Below are 22801 nucleotides of genomic sequence, written 5' to 3' on the forward strand. Positions count from 1 at the left end.
GGGGGCGAAAAATTTTTGTGCCTCCGGCAGGCTTACGCCAACGCCCCTATATCAACTTCCCACTTCCCACTTCCCACTTCCCACTTCCCACTTCCCACTCCTCACTCCTTCGTCTCCACCGTTAAAGAAGGCACAGCATCCAAATCCAAGCGAGGAGCCGCGTCAAAGAGGGAAAAATTAGCGTGGGTGGAAAATTCCGGCAGAATTTCCTGAACAAAGGCATCCGCTGCCTTGGAGCGATAGCGACTGGGGTTGACAATCACCGCCAACATCCGCCGTACTATCACATTGTCAATCATGGCCCGGTGCAACACCTTCATTTGCAATTCCTTCTCAATGGCGGAAATCGACACAAAGGCCGCCCCTAACCCCGACTGCACGGCATTTTTAATTGCCTCAATGGAGTTCAGTTCCATCTCCACCTTGAGCCGTTTGGGGTCAATCTCCGCCCGGCTTAACACCTGATCAATCACTTTGCGAATCGTCGATTGGGAATCGAGGGCGATGAAGTTGAGCTTATAGAGGTCTTCCCGCTGAATTGTTCCTACTTTAGCCAAGGGATGATCCACGGGGATAATCAGCGCCAGTTCATCATCAGCATAGGGGCGCACTCGTAACACATCCTGCAATTCCGCTGGCACTTCACCGCCGATAATGGCCAAATCTACCTGGCCATTGGCCACACTCCAGGAGGTGCGCCGGGTGGAATGGACTTGTAACTGGACGGAAACATCGGGGTAGGCTTGGCGAAACCGGCCAATCATCCGGGGGAGCAGGTAAGTGCCGGTGGTTTGGGATGCGCCGACGATCAGCGTGCCGCCTTGGAGGTTTTGGAGATCTTCGATCGCCCGACAGGTTTCTTGGCAAAGGCTGAGGATTTTTTCACCGTAGTTGAGCAATAAATGGCCGGCTTCGGTCATTTGGGCCCGGCGGCCGCCCCGGTCAAAGAGGGGGACATCCATCTGCCGTTCGAGGTTTTGCACTTGTAAACTAACGGCAGGCTGGGAAACATAGAGACTATCAGCGGCACGCTTAAAGCTCCCTTCTGTGGCGATCGCCTTGAGAATGCGCAATTGATCCAGCGTGAACGGAATTTCAGACATATTCACAGGAGCTTGAGGAAAAGCAAGGGAGCCGCGTGACCCAGGGGCATGTTTGATGTCATGCCGTTAGGGAAGTTCTGGGTCAAATCAAGGAATTTCCCTTAGTGAAAGACAGTATCACAACTGGGGATCAAGCGCTTTGCCCCTGATTCGTAATACTTAACAAAGCGTTACCTTCGGCCGCTACAATTACAGGGTTAAGAAATATTAAGTATGCCGATCAATGACGGATTTTTTTGGGTGGACAACGAGCCATACGGTGATGTTAGGCCTGCTTTTGGGGTTTGCCATTGCCCATAGTGGTTTGGCAGCTTTGCGACCTTGGGGCGAGGGAAAAATTGGGCCCCGACTGTATCGCGTCCTCTTTGCGTTGGTGAGTATCCCCTTGGCGACGGTGCTGATTATTTACTTCTTTAACCATCGCTATGATGGAGCGATGTTGTGGCATTTGCAGGGTGTGCCGGGGGTGAAGCCGACGGTGTGGATCCTCAGTGCCATTTCTTTTTTGTTCCTGTATCCCGCCACGTTTAACCTCCTGGAGATTGCGGCGATCGCCCGTCCCGAAGTCCATCTCTTTGAAACCGGCATTATCCGCATCACCCGCCATCCCCAAATGGTGGGGCAAATTATTTGGTGTGTGGCCCATACCCTCTGGCTGGGAACCACGTTCACCCTGGTAACTTCCTTGGGCTTAATTGCCCATCATCTCTTTGCCGTCTGGCATGGCGATCGCCGCCTCGCCGCCAAATATGGCGAAGCCTTCACCGCCGCCAAAGCTCGCACGGCGATCGTCCCCTTCCGCGCCCTCCTTGACGGCCGTCAAACCCTCGTTTGGAGTGAATTTTTCCGCCCCGCCTATGCCGGTGTGATCCTCTTCACCCTCCTCCTCTGGTGGGGCCACCCCTGGCTGATGACCGTCACCGCCCGCGTCCCCTGGTAGTTCCAGGATCCCCCCGGCTACGCCGACCCCCTTAACAAGGGGGTTGAATTCAGAAACATCCGGCTACGCCGACCCCCTTAAGCGGATGATCCCCCCGGCTACGCCGACCCCCTTAAGCGGATGATCCCCCCGGCTACGCCGACCCCCTTAAAAAGGGGGTTGAACTCAAAAACCCTCCTTTTTAAGAGATACAGGGGGGATCTCCCCTTAAAAACCCCCCTTTTTAAGGGGGGCAGGGGGGATCTCCCTGAAGCACTGCGATATAATTTGTAACAAAGTCTAAACTTAAACCCCCCCATGAGCGATCCCGTCACCCGTGCCTTCTTCGTTGGCCGCGCCCTTGCCACCGTTCTCGGTGAAAAAGTAGAACACAGCCTCACCAACGCCCTCAGCGACCTGGGTAAATTTGAAGCCGAACAGCGGGAAAACCTCCGCCAACTCACCACAGAAGTACTCAGCCGCGCCGATCGCGAACTGAGCCAATTTGAAACCCATGGCTCCGGCGAAACCCCCGCCACCGAAGCATCTCCCACGGATTTACAGGAAACCATCGATGACCTCCGCGCTGAAATTGCCCGGCTGCGATCGACCCTGACCCAGTACCGGGCTTAACCCCCGTTGCCTGTACTCATTTTTTATAAACCCCTTTCATAAAACCGCGTGTCTGCTCTGTCTCAAACCTCCCTCTCCTATTCCCCCAACCCCTCCACCGAGGAAATGCCCACCGCCATGGAAATCGGCAAGGCACGTTATCAGTGGAACCGTGACCACTATTCCCCCCTCCGGCGGCGCACTGATATCTGGCGATTTGTCTTCACCTTCGTGGCTGAACTGTGGTGGGATGCGAAAAAGTGGAGCTATCCCGGTGGCTATAGCGAGGAAAAACGGCGCAAACGCCGCCAAAAACAAGCCGTCTGGGTGCGGGAAAACATTCTCGAACTCGGGCCCACATTTATTAAAGTGGGGCAACTGTTTTCCACCCGTGGGGATCTGTTCCCGGTGGAATATGTGGCGGAATTGACCAAGCTTCAAGACCGGGTTCCTGCTTTTTCCTTCGATCGCGTCAAGGAAATTATTGAAAGCGATACGGGCAAATCGTTGACGGAACTGTTTGCCAGCTTCGATCCCACGCCCCTAGCCGCTGCGAGTTTGGGGCAAGTCCATCGCGCCCAACTCCACAATGGCGAGGATGTGGTGGTGAAGGTACAGCGACCGGGGTTAAAACAACTGTTCACCATTGATCTGGCCATCCTGCGGCGGATTACCCAATATTTCCAAAATCATCCCCGTTGGGGTCGGGGCCGGGATTGGTTGGGGATTTATGAGGAATGTTGCCGGATTCTTTGGGAAGAAACGGATTATTTACTCGAAGGGCAGAATGCTGATACATTCCGGCGGCATTTTCGTGATTTTGATTGGGTGCGCGTCCCCAAAGTGTATTGGCGTTACACGTCCCCTAGGGTGCTGACGCTGGAATATGTGCCGGGGATTAAGATTAGCCATTATGAGGCGTTGGAGGCCGCCGGTTTGGATCGCAAACGCCTGGCCCGTCAGGGGGCGGAGGCTTATCTAGAGCAGTTGCTCAATAATGGTTTTTTCCATGCTGATCCCCATCCGGGCAATATTGCCGTTGCTCCCGATGGGGCGATGATTTTCTATGATTTTGGGATGATGGGGCGGATTACCGCCAATGTGCGATCGGGGTTGATGGAAACGCTCTTTGGCATTGCTGAGAAAAATGGCGATCGCGTCATCAATTCTTTAATCAATCTGGGGGCATTACAACCCACAGGGGATATGGGGCCGGTGCGCCGTTCGGTGCAGTATATGCTCGATAACTTCATGGATAAGCCCTTTGAGGAGCAGTCCGTGACGGCCATTAGTGATGACCTCTATGAAATCGCCTACGATCAACCCTTTCGCTTTCCTGCGACGTTCACCTTCGTGATGCGGGCTTTTTCCACCCTCGAAGGGGTGGGCAAGGGCCTGGATCCTGAATTTAGCTTTATGGAAGTGGCTCAACCCTTTGCAATGGATCTGATGACGAATAATTCTAGTAATGGCAATAGCATCCTTGATGAGTTGGGGCGGCAGGCGGCCCAAGTGAGTAGCACTGCTCTGGGGTTGCCCCGCCGCATTGAGGATACGATTGAGAAGCTTGATCGCGGTGATATTCGCGTGCGGGTGCGATCGAGCGAATCCGATCGCATTCTCCGCCGTTTGGGCATGGTGCAGATGCTGACCAATTACTCGATTTTGTTGGTGGGTTTTTTGGTTTGCGGTACGATTTTGATTGTCAATAGCAAAGTGACGCTGGCGATCTTGGCGGCGATCGCCGCCGGAGCCATGGCCATCATCCTCCTGCGCCTGATGCGGCAAATCAATCGTTACGATCGCTTACCATAACGTGCCGCTATCCGCTAATCAGACTAAAATCACAGAGAGCCAAATATTCATTACTTAGCAGCAACACAGGAGATATGGCACGTCGTTTTAAAGGCATTACAGATACCGGCATTCTCCGCTCGGTGAATCAAGATGATTTTTACATCGATCCCGATGGCCGGTTTTGTATTGTGGCCGATGGAATGGGGGGCCATGCCGGGGGTCAAGAGGCCAGCCGCATTGCCACCACAACGATTAGAACGTATCTCGATGAAAATTGGGATGCGGAAATCGGCTCCGATGAACTCCTCCAAAAAGCCATCTGGGAAGCCAATCAAGACATTCTTGATGACCAAGATGCCCACCCGGAGCGGGCGGATATGGGTACAACGGTGGTGGTCTTGCTCTTTCGGGATGAAGAACCTTGGTGCGGTCACATTGGCGATTCCCGCTTTTATCGGCTCCGGGGCGAAATCTTAGAGCAGATCACCGAAGATCAAACTTGGGTGGCGCGGGCGATGAAAATGGGAGATCTGTCCCCAGAAGATGCCCGCAATCACCCTTGGCGACACGTGCTTTCTCAATGTTTAGGGCGACGGGATCTGCAACGCCTCGATATTCAAAAGGTGGATATTCAATCAGGCGATCGCTGTCTCCTGTGTAGTGATGGCCTCACGGAAGAAGTGGATAATGAGGAAATTTTTCAACACCTGCTCGCGGAGGCCGATGGGGAAGTGGCGATCCAAACCTTAGTAGAAGTGGCAAAAAACAATGGTGGCTCAGACAATATCACCATTGTGCTCGTCGATGAAGATTAGGGGCCATTGGGCCCGATCTTCAGAAAATTTTTGATTGCATCTCGCTTTAGCCTGCATCCCCTGCCCATTTTCTTGAGGAATGGGGAGGGGATGCAGTTTTTTCAAGGGGTTATGCAGGCTCACGGAAGGGATCAGCCGTGATTTTGATCACAGCATTGTTCCTCTATTACCCCTACTTTGTGCTCATCAGCCCTAACCTTCGGGAATAACAGGAGATGAAATCCGGCTGTATGTTGATCTGCGTAGGGGCGGAAAATTTTGCGCCACTACATCACTGAAAGGCTACACCATCTGAATGATCCTAATGCCATATTATTCCCTGATTGCATTAAAATACGACGTATCGTAGAATTAACCTTTTCATTAATCGGGCAGCATCAGGATGCATACTGAGTAAAGGGAACAACTGGTTCAGCACAACCCTGAAACAGGAGCAAGACACTGACTGTCTCAACAGTACGCTCTCCCCCCCAACTGAGTTATTTACGGGGTGCTCAACAATGCCTGTGGAGATGGTCTCGCCAAAGCTATGGCTGAAGTCCAGCGAAATAGCTTGACAGCAGGACATCCTTGAGGCAGCCGAAGCAATGGATCTTCACGCATCCGATCATTTTTGATGAACGTGGAGAGGATGTCAAAGGAGCAACATGGTCAATATTCCTTCTATTCTCGTTGTTGATGATGAACCCAATAACTTTGACGTTATTGAAACCTTCCTAACTGAACAGAATTATCAATTACATTATGCCGCTAGCGGGGCAGGGGCGATCGCCACCCTGGAAACCTTTAACCCCGACCTCATCCTCCTCGATGTGATGATGCCCGGCATCGATGGCATTGAAGTTTGTCGGCAGATTCGTGCCATGGCCCAGTGGCAGGCCGTCCCCATCATCATGGTGACAGCCCTCACCGCCAAATCCGATTTAGCCGCCTGTTTAACCGCCGGGGCCGACGATTTTATTAGCAAACCCGTCAACGCCTTAGAACTGCGGGCCCGCATTCATTCCATGTTACGAATTAAACAGCAGTATGACAATATTCAAAACCTTGCCAATGTCCAAAACAATACCATTCACCTTCTCGAAAGTAGTTTAAGTGAACTCCGGGGCAATTTAGCCTCTAGCCTCTCCCATGAGCTAAATACGCCCCTCAACGGCATGTTAGGCATGATTGGCTTAATCAAAGAAGATTTAGCCACCATGCCCATTGAAGAATTGCAGGAATTGATCGGTTATGCGGAAGAGTCAGCCCTGCGCTTAGAAAAACTGACCAAAAAGTTTTTGATCTATCTGGAATTGGAATTGATGGCCCATCGTCAAGAGCCAACCTATCCCTACAGCTTAGAAGCAGAGCAGACGGATTTTTGTGCTGACAGGATCGAAGCCTTTTTAACCACCATTGCCAGCAAAGCCAATCGTCAAGAAGATCTCATCCTGCAACTCACCGATGCAGAACTGGCCATGAGTGAACGCTATCTCATGACAATCCTTCATGAACTTATTGACAATGCCATTAAATTTTCTCAACCCGGCACAGCGATCAAAGTCCAGGGCAAGATCCAGGAGGATCGCTTTGTTTTTTTAGTTCACGACTTTGGTCGGGGCATGACGGAGGAGCAATTGCATAAAGTGGGGGCTTTCATGCAGTTTGAGCGTAAATTTTATGAGCAGCAGGGGGTAGGCTTAGGGTTGAAAATTGTCAATAAAATTATTGAAAAAGTGGGAGGAGCGTTAAAAATCACCAGTGTTTATAATCAGGAAACACAGGTGGAAGTGATCTTGCCGCTATGGGTGGAGCCTCATGAATCAAGGTAAACATTGAAAATTGTTCGATGGGATTCAAAACCCAAGCCCATTATCATCAATCATGATCAGGGTGATCTCCATCTCGATTAGCAATAATCAGATCTTGGAGGATAGTTGATTGAGTTAAAAATTCGGTTCAGTTAAGGATTTGAGGTTATGTTTTCAATTCTAGTTGTTGATGATGAGCCAAATAACTTTGATGTTATTGAAACATTTTTAGCTAATGAAAAATATCAGCTTCATTATGCTTCCAATGGCCAAGATGCTTTGCAATCTTTAGATATCTTTAAGCCGGATTTAATTGTGCTGGATGTGATGATGCCGGGGTTGGATGGCATCGAATGTTGTCGGCGGTTAAAGGCAATGGAGCGGTGGCAATCGGTGCCAATTATTGTCGTAACAGCGCTGACGACCAAAGCGGATTTAGTGGAATGTATTAGTGCTGGGGCTGATGATTTTATCAGTAAGCCGGTGAATCGGATGGAACTGACGGCAAGGGTTCGCTCTATGCTCCGCATTCGCCAGCAATATCAACAACTTGAGGAGTTTAATAACCGCTTAGAGGCGATTGTGCAGCAGCGCACGACACAACTGCGGCAGATGATTTTTCAAGATGCCCTGACGGCATTGCCCAGTCGAGCGGGATTGCTGCAAATGTTTGAGCAACGGCAGGAAATTAAGCCATTGCCCTGGGGATTGATCACGCTGGATTGTGATCAGTTTAAGTTAGTGAATGGCTCCTTTGGGCATCAGGTGGGGGATCAGTTGTTGCGGGCGATCGCCCAACGTCTCAATCGTCAACTTTCCCCAGGGCAATTACTGGGGCGCACCGGGGGGGATGAGTTTTCGATCCTAATTGAAAATGTGGATCGCGATGAGCAACTAGAGGTTTTAGTAGCGCGGATGTTAGCCTGCTTCACTGCGCCTTTTTGGGTGGAAAGCTGTGAAATTTTTATCACCGTTAGCATTGGTTTGGCGAAAACAACCCGCCTCAATCAGGATGGAGAGCAGCTTTTTCAAGATGCTGATACCGCCATGTATCAGGCCAAGTTGCGGGGCAAAAGCAGCTATCAAATTTTTGACCCGCAAATGCATGTAGCTATGTTGCAAAGATTGACCCTAGAAAATGATTTGCAACTGGCCTTTAAGCAATCGGATTTTACGGTTTACTATCAGCCGATTCTCGATTTAAGCAGTGAAAAACTGGCGGGGTTTGAGGCCTTAATTCGCTGGCGACACCCTAGCCGAGGCTTGGTCTCTCCGGCGGAATTTATCCCCTCGATGGAGATGACGGGGTTAATTGTCTCCGTGGGGCTGTGGGTGTTGCGCCAAGCCTGCGAGCAGTTGCAACAGTGGCATCGTCGCGGCTGGCCAGAATTGACAATGAGTGTCAATCTTTCGGTGCGCCAATTTGCTTCCCCCACATTGCTCGCTGATGTGGAGCAAATTTTGGCGGAGACCGGGGTGAATCCGGCTGTTTTAAAGCTGGAAATCACGGAAAGCGCGATTATGGACAATGCGGAAATGGCGATCGCCCTCACCCAGTCCCTGCGATCGCGGGGTTTACAAATAAGTATTGATGATTTTGGCACAGGCTATTCATCCCTGGGGTATTTACACCGTTTTCCCGTGGATGCCCTAAAAATTGACCGCTCCTTCATTAATGCGATTAATCCCACCAGTGGCGTGACGAACCCTCCCCATCAAGTAGTGGAAACAATTATCACCCTGGCTCAACAGTTGGGGCTAGCGGTGATTGCCGAGGGCATTGAAACTCAGGCCCAGTTAGCTTGGCTCCAGCATCTCGATTGTGAGTTTGGCCAAGGCTATCTCTTTGCAAAACCCCTGAGTGCGGCAGAAATTGAGGATCAATTCCTAAACCCTAGGCTAAAATAGTGAAGATAAGCTGTGAGATTTGAGGTGATGATCATCACGGGCAAATTTCAAGAGGAGGAATTACAGAGAACCTCAGTTCAATAATGGCTAGGATTGTCAGTAATTAAACCCAGCGTAAGCTAACAACTGAAGCCATGACTACGAGCATTAGTCGTGATAACTTTAGTCCTCGCCTTGTTTATCTTTTGGGATTCTAGACCACAATTTCTGAGGCTTGGCAGCTTGATCTTAACTCCCCGTTGTTGTTGCCTATGGATGGCGGTACTCCTGTGAATTTTCCCAATCTTGATCTTAGTTTACTGGAACTAAAAGGCGCGATTCTGCCCCATCCCCTGATGGTGACGGCAGAAACTTCTGTACGGGAGGCGATCGCCCTGATGGGGGCCGTGCATACCCAATGCCAGAGCGATCGCCAGTCCGAGAATAGTCTCTCCCTCGAAGCCCGGGCTAGTTGTGTGGTGATTGTGGTGGAGGAAGATCGGGTCTGTGGCATCCTCACGGAGCGGGATGTGGTGCGCCTCAGCGCCCAGCAATATCCCTTAGATCGTTTGGCGGTGGGGGAGGTGATGGTGCAGCCGGTGATCACCTGCTGTGAATCGGAAATTACCGATTTGTTTAGCACGATCGCCCTCCTCAAGCGTCATCAGATTCGCCATTTACCGATTGTTGATCGGGATAATCGCCTGATCGGGATCGTGACCCATGAAAGCCTCCGGCAACAGACGCGCCCCATTGATCTGTTGCGGTTGCGTTCTGTGGAGGAGGTGATGAGCGATCGCGTCCTGACGGCGGGGCCGGAGCAATCAATGCTGGAGATTGCCCGCTTGATGGCGGAGCGGCGGGTGAGTTCTGTGGTGATTACGCTACCGGGTGGCCGTGCCGATGCCCCTTTTGAGCGGGCCATCGGACTGTTAACCGAGCGAGATCTCGTCCAGTTTCAGGCCTTGGGCCTGAGCTTGACCGCCACCCCAGCGAGAACCGTCATGAGTAGCCCGGTGTTTACGATTTCTCCCCAGGAATCCCTCTGGACGGTGCAGCAAATCATGGAAAAACACCGGATTCGCCGCATGATTGTGGCGGGAGAGCAGGGGGAGTTGTTGGGGATTGTCACCCAAACCAGTATGTTAAAAGCCTTTAACCCCTTGGAACTTTACCATTTGGCGGAAGTGCTGGAGCAAAAGGTGACACGCCTAGAGGCAGAACGCATTTCCCTTTTGGAAATCCGAGCCGCCGAGCTAGAGCAGCAGGTGGCGGAACGGACAGCGGTGATGCAGGTGCAGGCGGAGCGCGATCGCCTCATGGCCCGGTTAGCGGCGCAAATTTTGGCCTCCCTGGATGTCCAGGTGATTTTAGACACCACCGTCCAGCAAGTCTGGCAAATCCTGGGGTGCGATCGCGTCAATATCTGGCGGTTGGATCCCGATGGCACCGCCTGGATCGTGGCGGAATCCACCCATTCTGAACATTCCCTGATCGGCGAGCAGATTACTGATAGTTGTGTTCAAGAAATCCAGGTCGATGTGGATCGCCAGGGGGCGGTGCGGGTTGTTCCTGATATCTACAGCACCCAAATGTCCGATGAGCATCGCGAGATGTTGATCCGGATTCACACCCGCGCCAAAATTTTAGTCCCCTTATTCTGTGAGGGAGAGCCTTGGGGCCTGTTGAATGTCACTGAAAGCCAACCCCGCAATTGGCAAACCAGCGAAATTGAACTGATGCGATCGCTCTCCATCCAGTTGGGCATTGCCCTCCAACAGGCCACCCATCACCAACAACTGCAAGCAGAAATTCGCGATCGCCACCGGGCCCAACAGGAACTCGCCCAACTCAATGCCGAACTCGAAGCCCGCTATCGCGCCCTCATGGAAGGGGCCAGCGATGCCATTCTCCTGGCCACCCCCGCCGGCCAGATCATCGAAGCCAACACCGCCGCCGAAGAACTATTCGGCTACTCCCGCCAAGCCCTCACCCAACTCCACTACGCCCAACTCTATCCCCCCGAAGAGTTGGAGCGGATGACTAAAGCCTTTGAAAAACTGATCACCAAAGAGCAGCACCGCACCCTCCTCAATGCCCACATTCTCCACGCCGATGGTCATCAAATCCCCGTCGATCTCTCCGGAACGATCATTACCGTCGGGGATACCACCGTGGTACAAGGCATCTTCCGGGATATCACCGCCCGCCAAGCAGCGGAAGCAGAATTAGCCAAACTCTCCCAACGGTTAAGCATTGCCCTCTCCTCTGGCTCCATTGGCTGTTGGGATTGGGATATTGCCCAAAATCGGATTACCTGGGATGAGCGAATGTACTGCCTCTATGGCGTTGAATATCAGGGGCAAGCCATGGTTCCCTATGACGTTTGGGCCAATGGTGTTCACCCGGAGGATCGCCCCCAAATCGAAACCCTCCTTCAGCAAACCGTGGCCAGAGAAGCCGAATACGACTGCGAATTTCGCGTCATCCATCCCGATGGTAGCCTCCACTATATTCGCGCCTATGGGATGCTCGTACAGGATGCAGCGGGGAATCCCCAAAGCATCATTGGCGTGAATTTGGATGTGACCCGTATGCACCAAGCCCAACTGGAATTAAAAGAGAGCGAAACCCGTTTTCGGCGTGTTTTTGCATCGGATGTCGTGGGGATGATGTTCACTAATTTTTCCGGTGAAGTCACCGATGCGAATGATCGCTTTTTAGAGATGTTGGGCTATAGCCGTGAAGAGATGGAATCGGGGCAATTAAACTGGGCAAACTTGACCCCCCCAGAATATCAACAACAGGATATTGAAGCCATCTATCATCTGATGACCTATCATTCCATTCAACCTTTTGAAAAGATTTATATCCATAAAGATGGGCATCCTGTGCCAGTATTGTTGGGGGTTGCCATGCTTTCCGATGAGGAGGAAACCTGTGTTTGTGTTGTGGTCGATATCAGTGATCACAAACGCTATGAAAATGCACTGCAAGAAAGTCAACTGCGTTTAGAACTGGCGTTGGAATCCTCCAATACTGGCCTCTGGGATTGGAATATGGAGAACAATGCCCTGTGGTTTAATAAACAGTGGAAAGGGATGTTGGGCTATGGCGAGCATGAACTAGCCAACCACTTCACCGAGTGGGAAAGCCGCATTCACCCCGATGACTTAGCCCATACCTACCAAGATGTGGAGCAGCATATCCAAGGGCAAACCGAAGTTTATCGCAATGAGCATCGTCTCCGCTGTAAAGATGATTCCTATCGTTGGATTTTAGCCCAGGGGCGCATTGTCGAAAGGGATGCAACGGGGAAACCCCTACGGTTTATTGGCACGCATACGGATATTAGCGATCGCAAAAACAACGAACTCGAACGGCAAAAACTGCTTCAAGAACTGGAGTCGTTTAAATTTGCCTTAGATCAATCCGCCATTGTCCTCACCACAGATATTAAAGGCGGGATTCTCTATGTCAATGAACGGTTTGAATCGATTTCTGGCTATAGCTATGAGGAAATTTTCGGAAAAAGCCCCCATATCGTCAATTCTGACCATCATCCCCAGCAATTTTTTGCCCAAATGTGGACAACGATTTTAGCCGGTCGCGTTTGGCGGGATGAAATTTGCAACCGCACCAAAAATGGCGAAATTTACTGGGTAGATTCCACAATCATTCCTTTTCTCAATGCCCAAGGTCAACCTACACGCTTCCTATCGGTACAATTTGATATTACCACCCGCAAAAAAGTAGAACTGGATCTCGCCGATAGCAATTCTCTCCTCTCCACCATTACCCATGCCCAGGCTCAATTTATTACCGCCGCCAATCGCCTCACGATTTTTGAAGGGTTATTAAATAGCCTGTTGGAATTAACCAATAGTGAGTATGGATTTATTGGCGAGGTGTTATTTCGGGGCAATGGTACTGCCTACATCGAAGAAAACTTGCTTAAAATTCGTGGCGTTCCCTATCTACAAAGCCATAGCATTACTAACATTGCTTGGGATGCGGAAACAGAGAAATTTTATCAAGATAATTATCAATCAGGGATGCAGTTCACCAACCTCAAAACCCTCTTTGGTGCGGTTATTTTGACGGGAAAACCTGTGATTGCCAATCATGCCCCCACCGATCCCCGTCGTGGAGGCATTCCCAAGGGACATCCCCCCCTGAATGCTTTTTTAGGCATTCCCTTTTTTAAAGGCAATGAATTGATCGGCATGGTGGGCATTGCCAATCGTCCAGGGGGCTATGATCCGGATTTGATCGAACAGCTTCAGCCCTTTTTAACCACCTGTAGTAATTTGATTGAAGGCTACCGTTTGGATCGAATGCGGCAACAGGCTGAAGCCCTGATTGCCCAACAACTGCGGCAACAAACGGCTTTAGAACTGATTTTGCGGCAGATTCGCCAGTCTCTCGATTTGCCGGAAATTTTGGCGATCGCCACCCAACAGGTACAGGAGCTTTTGCAGAGCGATCGCGTCATTGTCTTTCAGGTTTGCACCGATGGCCACAGTGCCATTGTCGCCGAAGCCGTCGGTGCTGACCTGCCCAGCCTCAAAACCATGAATTGGGAGGATGAAAGCTGGCCCCAAGAGGTTCTCGAACATTATTGGCAGGGGCAACCTCGGATTGTCCCCGATGTGATGGATGACCGCTGGACGGATTGCTTGCGGGAATATTCCCAAGCGGGCCAGATTCAATCGAAAATTATCGCCCCCATTCTCCAAGAATTGCACAGTAGCGAAGATCATCGCTGGGTTGCCCCCAGGACGAATAACAAACTCTGGGGGGTGCTGGTGGTTCACGCTTGCCATCAACAACGGGTCTGGCAAGAATCCGAAGCCCAACTATTACAGCAAATTGCCAATCAATTGGCGATCGCCATCCAACAATCCCACCTCTTTGAGCAATTACAACAGGAACTCAGCGAACGCCAACAAGCCCAAACCCAACTCACCCAACGTAATCAAGAACTGATCCGCGCCACCCGCCTCAAAGATGAATTTCTGGCCAATATGAGCCACGAACTGCGCACCCCTCTCAATGCCATTCTTGGCATGACTGAAGGATTACAAGAAGGGGTGTTTGGAGCCGTTAACAGTGGCCAAGTCAAAGCCTTAAACACCATTGAAAGGAGTGGTTGCCATTTGCTGGCATTGATTAACGATATTTTAGATGTGGCCAAAATTGAATCCGGGCAAGTGGAGTTAGAATGTGCGCCAACGGCCGTCGCGCCCCTGTGTCAATCTAGCATCACCTTTGTGAAACAACAGGCCCTCAAAAAGCAGATTCAATTGGTGGTCAATTTGCCTGCCCATTTGCCGGATATTGTCCTTGATGAGCGCCGCATTCGTCAGGTGTTAATTAACCTCCTCAATAATGCCGTTAAATTTACCCCCCCAGGGGGATGCATCACCTTAGCTGTCACCCTAACCCCCCCAGCACAAAATGCAACCCCTGATCTGCGCTTTGCCATCAGCGATACAGGCATTGGCATTAGTGGGGAAAATTTGAAAAAACTGTTTCAACCCTTTATTCAAATTGACAGCGCCCTCAACCGCCAATATCAAGGCACAGGCTTAGGTTTAGCCCTCACGAAACAGATTGTTGAACTCCATGGTGGCCAAGTCGGCGTAACCAGTGAAGTGGGGACAGGGAGTTGTTTCACTATTGATCTCCCCTATCAGGCTTCTGTCGTACTTTCTGCACCCATTACATCGCAAAATTCCACTGATTCCCCTGCTTTAGAAGCAAAATCTCCGGTAGGGCGTGTCCCGGTGTTGTTGTTGGCGGAAGACAATGAAGCGAATATTAGCACCATTTCCAGCTATTTAACCGCCAAGGGTTATCACATTGAAGTGGTGAAAAATGGTCAGGATGCCATTGATCAGGCCATTGTTTTAGCCCCGGATTTGATTTTGATGGATGTTCAAATGCCCGGTATGGATGGCTTGCAAGCCATTCAACAAATCCGTAAAATCACCGATCTAGCGTCAACGCCCATCATTGCTTTGACAGCTTTAGCGATGGACAGTGATCGCGATCGCTGTTTCGCGGCTGGGGCGAATCAATACTTGAGTAAGCCGGTAAAGTTAAAACAATTAGCTCTCGCCATTCAAGAGCTAATCACATCTTAAAAACAGAGGTACAAATAATTCTGTACGCAGTCTGATCCCACTGCCCAATGCTTGAATCTCCGTGATCTTTTCATTCACCCCTTATCCCCGTTTAGGTATGCAATCCAATCTTGAACCGTTTTTTGAGTTAGCCCTCAATCTGCTCTGTATTACCGATCTCCAAGGGCGATTTATCCGAGTTAATCGTGCCTGGGAAGTCATTTTGGGTTATCCGACCGCCGACCTTGAAGGGCAATCCTGTTTAGATTTTGTCCATCCTGAAGACCAAGCCGCCACCCTAGCCGCCCTTGAGCACCTGAAGGAACAGGAAAAACTGGAAGGTTTTATCAATCGCTATCGCTGTGCCGATGGTGGTTATCGTTATCTAGAGTGGTACATCCAACCCTACGGCTCTTTGATCTATGCTACAGCCCAGGATGTGACCGAACGACAGCAGATTGAGCAGGAGTTAAAAAAACGGGAAGCTCATCTCGCCACAGCCCAACGGATTGCCCATCTGGGCAGTTGGGAGTTTGATGTGGCGACCGGAGCGATTGCTTGGTCTGATGAGGTGTTTCGGCTCTTAGGCCGCGATATTGCCCTGGGAATGCCGAGTTATGAGGAACTTTTGGAAATTTATCATCCGGAGGATCAGATTGTTCATGATCAAGTGGTGGAGGCGGCGATCGCCACCGGCAAACCCTACGATTTAGAATGCCGCGTCTGTCATCCCGACGGCCCCTATACCTACATCCAAGCCAGGGGCGAACCAATTCAGGATGCCAAAGGCAACGTTATCAGTCTAGTCGGTACGGTCTTAGATATTACCGAGCGCAAAACCCACGAAGCCGACCTTTTGAAAATCAGCCAGCAATTAGCTGCCTCCAATCAAGAACTCGAAGCCTTTGCCTATTCCGTCTCCCACGATCTTCGCGCCCCCCTGCGAGCTATTGACGGCTTTAGCCAAGCCCTCCTAGAGGACTATGGCGACTTATTTGACGACATTGCCCGGGATTATTTCGAGCGTATCCGCTATAACGTCGGGCGCATGAGTAACCTCATTGATGATCTCCTCTCCCTATCACGGGTTTCCCGTTCTGACCTGAAACCCCAATGGATCAACCTCACCACCTTAGCCACCAACTTGATCCGGGATTTGCGCATTCAAGATCCCCAAAGATTGGTGGAGGTGATCATTGCGCCGGATTTGAAGGTGACGGCAGATCCCACTTTGATGGCGATCATGTTAACCAACTTACTGGACAATGCCTGGAAATTCACCAGCCATCACCCCAATGCCCGCATTGAATTGGGAATGATGCCAGGGGAAAAAACCCCCGTTTATTTTGTTCGTGATGATGGAGCAGGGTTTGATATGAAATATGCCAAAATGCTTTTTGGTGTGTTTCAACGGCTCCATAATACCGTTGATTTCTCCGGTACAGGCATCGGTTTAGCCACCGTCCAACGGATTATCCATCGCCATGGGGGGAAAATCTGGGCTGAGGGAGCCGTAGAGCAAGGTGCAACGTTTTACTTTACGATTCCCTAATAGCAAAGTTTTCCTTGCCTAAGCACCATTAAACATTCCCCCCATGGTTTCTCCCCGCCCGATTATTCTTGTCGAAGATAACCCCGACGATGAACGATTAACATTGCGATCGCTCCGTCGCAGCAAAGTCACCAACCCCATTTTAATTGCCCGCAACGGTGAAGAAGCGTTAGATTTAATTTTTAGCACTCAGCCCTTACCAACAGTGGTGCTATTAGACTTAAAACTGCCTAAGCTAAATGGCTTAGATGTTTTACGGAGACTGCGAGCCGAACCCCGGTTTAAAACCTTACCTGTCGTGGTTTTAACCTCATCCAGCGAAGAAAGAGACATTATTGAAAGCTATAATTTAGGAGCCAATAGTTATGTCCGCAAACCCGTTGATTTTGAGCAATTTGCCCAAGCTGTTTCCCAATTAGGATTGTATTGGGCCTTAATCAACGAATCCATACCCGAAGATGAACCCAGGGAATAATTATGCCGGAAGCACTACATCTGTTATTAATCGAAGACTCAGATGATGATGCCCAGTTATTACTGCGGGTCTTGCAGCGCAATGGGTTTAGGCTGACCTGGGAACGGGTACAAACCGCTGAAGCCCTTCGGAATGCCCTCTCCCAACAAGCTTGGGATGTGATTATCTCCGATTATAACCTTCCCGGTTTTGATGCCCCCAGCGCCTTAGCCATCCTCAAGGAAAGCCAACAGGATATTCCTTTTTTAGTCGTATCGGGAACCATTGGCGAAAAGTTAGCCGTTGAAATGATGAAAGCCGGAGCCACCGACTACATTATGAAAGGCAACTTAGCTCGGCTTCCGGAAGCGGTGCGTCGGGAAGTGCGGGAAGCCCAAATCCGCCATGAGCGTCGCCAGGCAGACCAAGCCCTGCGGGAGAGCCAAGAGCGTAGTCGGGCGATGTTGATGGCAATTCCTGATTTAATGTTTCGGGTGGGGGCCGACGGGGTTTATCGTGGTTTTATCACCGCTGATCGTTGCGGAGATATCGTGCCGACCAACATTGATTCCACTGGGAAATTAATGATTGATATGCTGCCGCCGGATTTAGCGGAGCGCCAACTTTACTACCTTCAGCAAGCCTTAGCCACGGGGGAATTGCAAATCTATGAGCAAACCCTTTGGATCAACAATTGCCGCCAAGATGAAGAAGTCCGGGTGGTGAAAAGTGGGGAGGATGAGGTGTTATTTATGGTGCGGGATATTACCCAACGCCAAGCAGCCCTGCGGGAACGCAAGCAAGCCGAGCGCCAACTTTATCACCTCAACCAAGAATTAGAAAACAAGGTTGCCCAACGCACCGCCGAACTTCAAAAACGGGAAGCCGAATTACAAAAGCTCTCCGAACGCCTTACCCTCGCTTTAAAATCAGCATCTATGGGGTGTTGGACGTGGCAATTAGAAGATAATACGCTGATCTGGGATGAACGGATGCGAGAATTTTACGATCTCCCCCCAGAGCATCAGATTACCTATGAGCAATGGCAGAAATATGTCCATCCGGAGGATCTACAATACTTGGTTGAGGGCCTGGGGAGCATCCTCAATAGTGGGCAAGAATACAATGCTGAATTTCGGATTATCCTACCCAATGGCACAATGCGCCACCTCAAAACCTATGGGGTATTAGTCCGGGATGAAGCCGGTCATCCTCTGGCGATGACCGGGGTGAATATAGATATTAGCGCACAGCAGGCGGCCCTGCGACAACGGGAAGATGCGGAAAAACAACTACGGGCCTCTCAACAGTTTTTACAAACGGTACTGGATACTTTTCCTCTCGCGGTTTTTTGGAAAGATTGTGCTCTTGAATATGTGGGCTGTAATTACCAATTTGCTCAGAGTTTAGGGTTAGATGATCCTCAAGATGTGGTAGGTAAAAATGACTTTGATTTATATCATGAGCGAGAAGCCCTGACTTATCGGGCCATTGATCGTCAAGTAATTGAGTCGAACTTACCGATGATTGGCATGATGGACAATACAATTTTTCCTGATCAAAAATTGCACTGGCTAGAGATCAATAAGTTGCCGCTGCGGGATTTATTTGGCAATGTTGTCGGTGTTGTTGGCACTTTCCAGGATATTACAGATCGCAAAGAGGCTGAACATGCTCTTCAAGAAAGTGAAGAAAAATTCCGGCAGTTGGCTCAGGTGGTGGATGCGGTGTTTTGGATTATTGAAGTGGATCGCACGGAACGAGTCTATGTCAGCCCCGCCTATGCCCGGATTTGGGGACGAGAATTAGATGAAATTTATATTTCTCCCGATATTTGGTTGGAGGCGATTCATCCGGAGGATCGCGAGGGTGTGATCGCTGCGCTTCCCCAACAAATCGAAGGAAAATTTGATCAGGAATACCGGATTGTGCGCCTCAATGGGGAAATTCGCTGGATTCGCGATCGCGCCTTCCCCATCCCCAATGCCCAAGGTCAGATCTATCGGGTGGCGGGGATTGCCGAAGACATCACCGATCGCAAAATCGCCCAAGCCCAACTCCAAGCCACTAACGAGGAACTGATCCGCGCCACCCGCCTCAAGGATGAGTTTCTCGCGAATATGAGCCATGAACTGCGCACCCCCCTCAATGCCATTTTAGGCATGACCGAAGGACTCCAAGAGGAAATTTTCGGCCCCTTGAATGACCCACAAATCAAAGCCTTACAAACTGTGGAGCGCAGTGCTTTTCACTTGTTGGAATTAATTAATGATATTTTAGATGTCGCTAAAATTGAATCCGGTCAAATGGAGTTAGATTGCTCCCCCACAGCCATTGCGCCCCTCTGTCAATCGAGTGTCACATTTATCAAACAGCAAGCCTTGAAAAAACGGATTCAACTTTCCGTCAATCTTCCTTTGAATTTACCTGATATCATGCTCGATGAACGGCGCATCCGTCAAGTGCTGATTAATCTACTCAATAATGCTGTGAAATTTACCCATGAAGGGGGACAGATCACGCTAGAGGTAAACTCCCTCCCTCCTGCTGAATCAGAGGAGCAAACCCACTATCTTCGGTTTTCCGTGATTGATACCGGCATTGGTATTAGCCCCAAACACATGAAAAATTTGTTTCAACCCTTTATGCAAATTGATAGCGCCCTGAATCGCCAATATCAAGGGACAGGGTTAGGGTTAGCCTTGACGAAACAAATCATTGAACTTCACGGTGGGCGGGTGAGTTTAACCAGTGAAGAAGGGGTGGGCAGTTGCTTTATGATTGATTTACCCTATCAGGAAACCCCGGTTTTTTCAAAGCAGCATACGAGCCTTAATGTCAACGGTCATCACGATTTATTTGATCATCCGATTGCGGATGGGCCTTTGCTGTTATTGGCGGAAGATAATGAAGCGAATATCAGCACGATTTGCAGTTATTTAAAAGCGAAAGGCTATCGGATTGAGGTGGCTAAAAATGGTCAGGAAGCGATTGATCGGGCAATCCGATTCGCACCAGATTTGATCTTAATGGATATTCAAATGCCGGGCATGGATGGTTTAGAAGCGATGAAACAAATTCGCCGGTTGTCGGGGTTAACCACAACGCCGATTATTGCGTTAACCGCCTTAGCGATGGAGAGCGATCGCGATCGCTGTCTTGCCGCCGGAGCGAACCAATACCTCAGCAAACCCGTCCGCCTCAAAGAACTCGCCCAAATGATCCTCAACTTACTAGGAATCTGCGAGCAAGCCCCCCATTCTCGTGGTCGGGGCTGAATGGCAAAAGCAGCTAGTTCTCGAAGTCAAGCTCTAGAGACAGACCCCTTGCGTTTAGGGATTGCAGAACTTAATCCTTTAGCTCATGTTATCTAACGATCGGGAAGCCGCCATTGCCCAAAATTCACAGTACAATCGGGAACCAAAGGAAACCCGCTCAAACCAAAATGATTCATTTTCACCGCACCTTGCCCCGCTTTTGGCGAGTTTTTGCCCAATTTTTCACCCTCTTCTCCCTCTGTGCCGCCCTGATTGTCGGCTGTAACCCCCAAACCAACCAAACCACCCCCAGCTCCACTGTTACCCCTTCTAGTACACCGAGCGATCGCATTATCTACGGAACCACCGTCCGCCCCCGTACCCTTGACCCCGCCGACAGTTATGAAATGGCCGGCATTGATATGATTTATAACCTGGGGGACACGCTCTACACCTACACCCCCGGCACCACCGACCTCGTTCCCCACCTTGCCACCGCGATGCCTGCCATCAGCGAGGATGGCCTCACCTATATCATTCCCCTGCGGGAAGGCGTAGAATTCCACGATGGCACGCCTTTTAATGCCGAAGCGATGAAATTTTCCATTGATCGCTTTATGAATAACGGTGGTAAACCGGCCTTTTTACTCAACGATATTGTCCTCGAAGCCCAAGCCACTGGGGAATACGAACTTACCATCACCCTCCAACAACCCTTTGCGGGCTTTACCGCCCTCCTCGCCTTTGCCGGGATTTGCCCCGTTTCCCCCGCTGCCTACGAAATTGGCGATGGTAGCTTTAACCCCAATCAGTTTGTGGGAACTGGCCCCTACACCCTCACCGAATTTAATAGCGATACCCTCCACCTAGAAGCTAATCCTAACTATTGGGGTGATAAACCCAAAAATAAAGGCGTAGATGTGCAAATCTACACCGATAACGCCGCTAACCTGTTCAATTCCTTCACTACCGGCGCGGTGGATCTCGCCTATCAAGCCCTCGATCCCGAACAAATCACCAATTTAATCAGCGGTGCAGAAAAGGGGGATTGGCAGATGCTCGAAGCCCCCGGTACGGCGGTTAACTATATGGTGTTGAATCAGAACCAGGCCCCCCTGGATCAATTGCCGGTGCGTCAGGCGATCGCCCATCTTGTCGATCGCGCTCTGATTACCGAGCGGGTTTTCCAAGGCCAAGCCGAACCTGTCTATAGCCTCATTCCCACCGCCCTCAGCGACTACTACGAGCCAGCCCTGCAAAATAACTACGGCGAACCCGACGGTGCAAAAGCCAAGGAAATCCTCAATGAAGCGGGATTTTCTGCCACAAACCCCGCCGTGATTCCCATTTGGTTTCCCAGTGCCTCCACACCGCGATCACTCGTTGCCCAAACCCTCCAAGCCTTAGCGGAGCAAGAACTGGAAGGGGCGCTCACCTTTGAACCTAACACCGTTGATGGTGCATCATTTTTTAAAAATATTCGCGAAGGGGTTTATCCCGCTGCCTTAGTCAATTGGTATCCGGATTTTCTCGATCCCGATAACTACCTTCACCCCTTCCTCAGTTGTAGCCAAGGCAGTGAAGTCGGCGGTTGTTCCCAGGGGGCTGCCCAAAACCAAGGCTCGTTTTACTACAGCGAAGCCATGAATGAACTGATCGAAGCCCAACGCAAGGAAACCAACCCCGAAGCCCGCCAAGGTATCATCCGTGAAATTCAACAAAAACTCGCTGATGATCTCCCCTATATCCCCCTCTGGCAAACGAAAGAATATCTCTTTGCCCGCAACGAAGTCAAAGGGTTAGCGATGAACCCCAGCCAAACTATCCCCTTCTGGCTCTTGGGTAAATAGCCCTCACAGCCCCTCTCCCCAGGTGGGTAAGGGGCTTCCGATTCTTCTCACCCGCCATCCCCCATGCAAGCCCTTAAACTTCAAGGCCTCTTCGCCCCCCGCTTTTGGCAAAACCTGCTCCCCCTCCCCGCTCAACCCGCATTACAACGGGGCCAAAAGTTGCCGGACTTTCTCCTACCCGATGCCACCCATCGCACCACCGTCAAGCTTTCTAGTTTTATCGGCCAAAGTCCGGTCTTATTAGCCTTTACGCGCATCTTCACGGAAAACCACTATTGCCCCCTCTGTTATCCCCATATTGTGGAACTGAATCAACGGTATGAAGAATTTACAGGGCAGGGGATCGGGGTGTTGATGATTGCCAGCACCGATAGCCGTCAAAGTCAGCGAGTCGTGGCGGATTTGGGGTTGAAAATGCCGCTGTTGAGTAATCCCAGTTGCGATGTATTTCGGCTCTACGGCACAGGGCAAGCCCTGGGTGCGCCACTCCCAGCCCAGTTACTTATGGATCGGGAAGGGCGACTCGCTTATCAGCACCGCTTTTCATTCCTAGAACCCAACGCCTCCGTCGATAAGTTATTGCAAATCTGCCAAGGGAAATAACGACTAACCTGTAGGGACGAAAAATTTTTCG

General features: G+C 50.5%; 13 protein-coding genes. 12 read left to right on the forward strand and 1 reads right to left on the reverse strand.

Annotated elements, in window-relative coordinates:
- Positions 1 to 101: 101 nt before the first annotated feature.
- On the reverse strand, positions 102 to 1103 hold the full coding sequence (locus VB712_RS11815; protein ID WP_323254895.1) for a LysR family transcriptional regulator: 1002 nt from the start codon (positions 1101 to 1103) through the stop codon (positions 102 to 104).
- Between the two features lie 223 nt (positions 1104 to 1326).
- Here VB712_RS11815 and VB712_RS11820 point away from each other — a divergent pair, with 223 nt between their 5' ends.
- The 12 genes from VB712_RS11820 (at position 1327) to VB712_RS11875 (ending at position 22770) form a co-directional block, all read left to right on the forward strand.
- Positions 1327 to 2043, forward strand: coding sequence for an NnrU family protein (locus VB712_RS11820; protein ID WP_323254897.1), 717 nt, complete (start codon positions 1327 to 1329; stop codon positions 2041 to 2043).
- A gap of 297 nt (positions 2044 to 2340) precedes the next feature.
- On the forward strand, positions 2341 to 2655 hold the full coding sequence (locus VB712_RS11825) for a DUF6825 family protein (protein WP_323254899.1): 315 nt from the start codon (positions 2341 to 2343) through the stop codon (positions 2653 to 2655).
- Positions 2656 to 2703: 48 nt separating this feature from the next.
- A complete protein-coding gene (locus tag VB712_RS11830) occupies positions 2704 to 4449 on the forward strand; it encodes an AarF/ABC1/UbiB kinase family protein (RefSeq protein WP_323254901.1) in 1746 nt (581 codons plus the stop codon).
- A 74-nt stretch (positions 4450 to 4523) separates the two neighbouring features.
- Positions 4524 to 5246: a PP2C family serine/threonine-protein phosphatase gene (locus VB712_RS11835; protein WP_323254903.1), complete on the forward strand. Its 723-nt coding sequence runs from the start codon at positions 4524 to 4526 to the stop codon at positions 5244 to 5246.
- A gap of 647 nt (positions 5247 to 5893) precedes the next feature.
- Complete coding sequence (locus VB712_RS11840; RefSeq protein ID WP_323254905.1) at positions 5894 to 7060, forward strand: hybrid sensor histidine kinase/response regulator; 1167 nt, start codon at positions 5894 to 5896, stop codon at positions 7058 to 7060.
- Positions 7061 to 7207: 147 nt separating this feature from the next.
- Entirely contained in the window at positions 7208 to 8947 is a 1740-nt protein-coding gene (locus VB712_RS11845; RefSeq protein ID WP_323254907.1) for an EAL domain-containing protein, read from the forward strand.
- 251 nt (positions 8948 to 9198) lie between these two features.
- Positions 9199 to 15075 (forward strand): PAS domain S-box protein, encoded by a 5877-nt coding sequence (locus VB712_RS11850; protein WP_323254908.1) that lies wholly within the window; start codon positions 9199 to 9201, stop codon positions 15073 to 15075.
- 97 nt (positions 15076 to 15172) lie between these two features.
- Positions 15173 to 16606 carry a sensor histidine kinase gene (locus VB712_RS11855; RefSeq protein WP_323254910.1) on the forward strand — a complete coding sequence of 478 codons (1434 nt, stop codon included), beginning with the start codon at positions 15173 to 15175 and terminating at the stop codon, positions 16604 to 16606.
- A gap of 43 nt (positions 16607 to 16649) precedes the next feature.
- Entirely contained in the window at positions 16650 to 17081 is a 432-nt protein-coding gene (locus tag VB712_RS11860) for a response regulator (protein WP_323254912.1), read from the forward strand.
- A gap of 2 nt (positions 17082 to 17083) precedes the next feature.
- Entirely contained in the window at positions 17084 to 20338 is a 3255-nt protein-coding gene (locus VB712_RS11865; RefSeq protein ID WP_323254914.1) for a response regulator, read from the forward strand.
- A gap of 167 nt (positions 20339 to 20505) precedes the next feature.
- Positions 20506 to 22167, forward strand: coding sequence for an ABC transporter substrate-binding protein (locus tag VB712_RS11870; RefSeq protein WP_323254916.1), 1662 nt, complete (start codon positions 20506 to 20508; stop codon positions 22165 to 22167).
- Between the two features lie 63 nt (positions 22168 to 22230).
- Complete coding sequence (locus tag VB712_RS11875) at positions 22231 to 22770, forward strand: peroxiredoxin family protein (RefSeq protein WP_323254918.1); 540 nt, start codon at positions 22231 to 22233, stop codon at positions 22768 to 22770.
- The last annotated feature ends 31 nt before the right edge of the window (positions 22771 to 22801 follow it).

This window comes from Spirulina sp. CCNP1310 (assembly GCF_034932185.1).
Classification (GTDB): domain Bacteria; phylum Cyanobacteriota; class Cyanobacteriia; order Cyanobacteriales; family Spirulinaceae; genus Spirulina.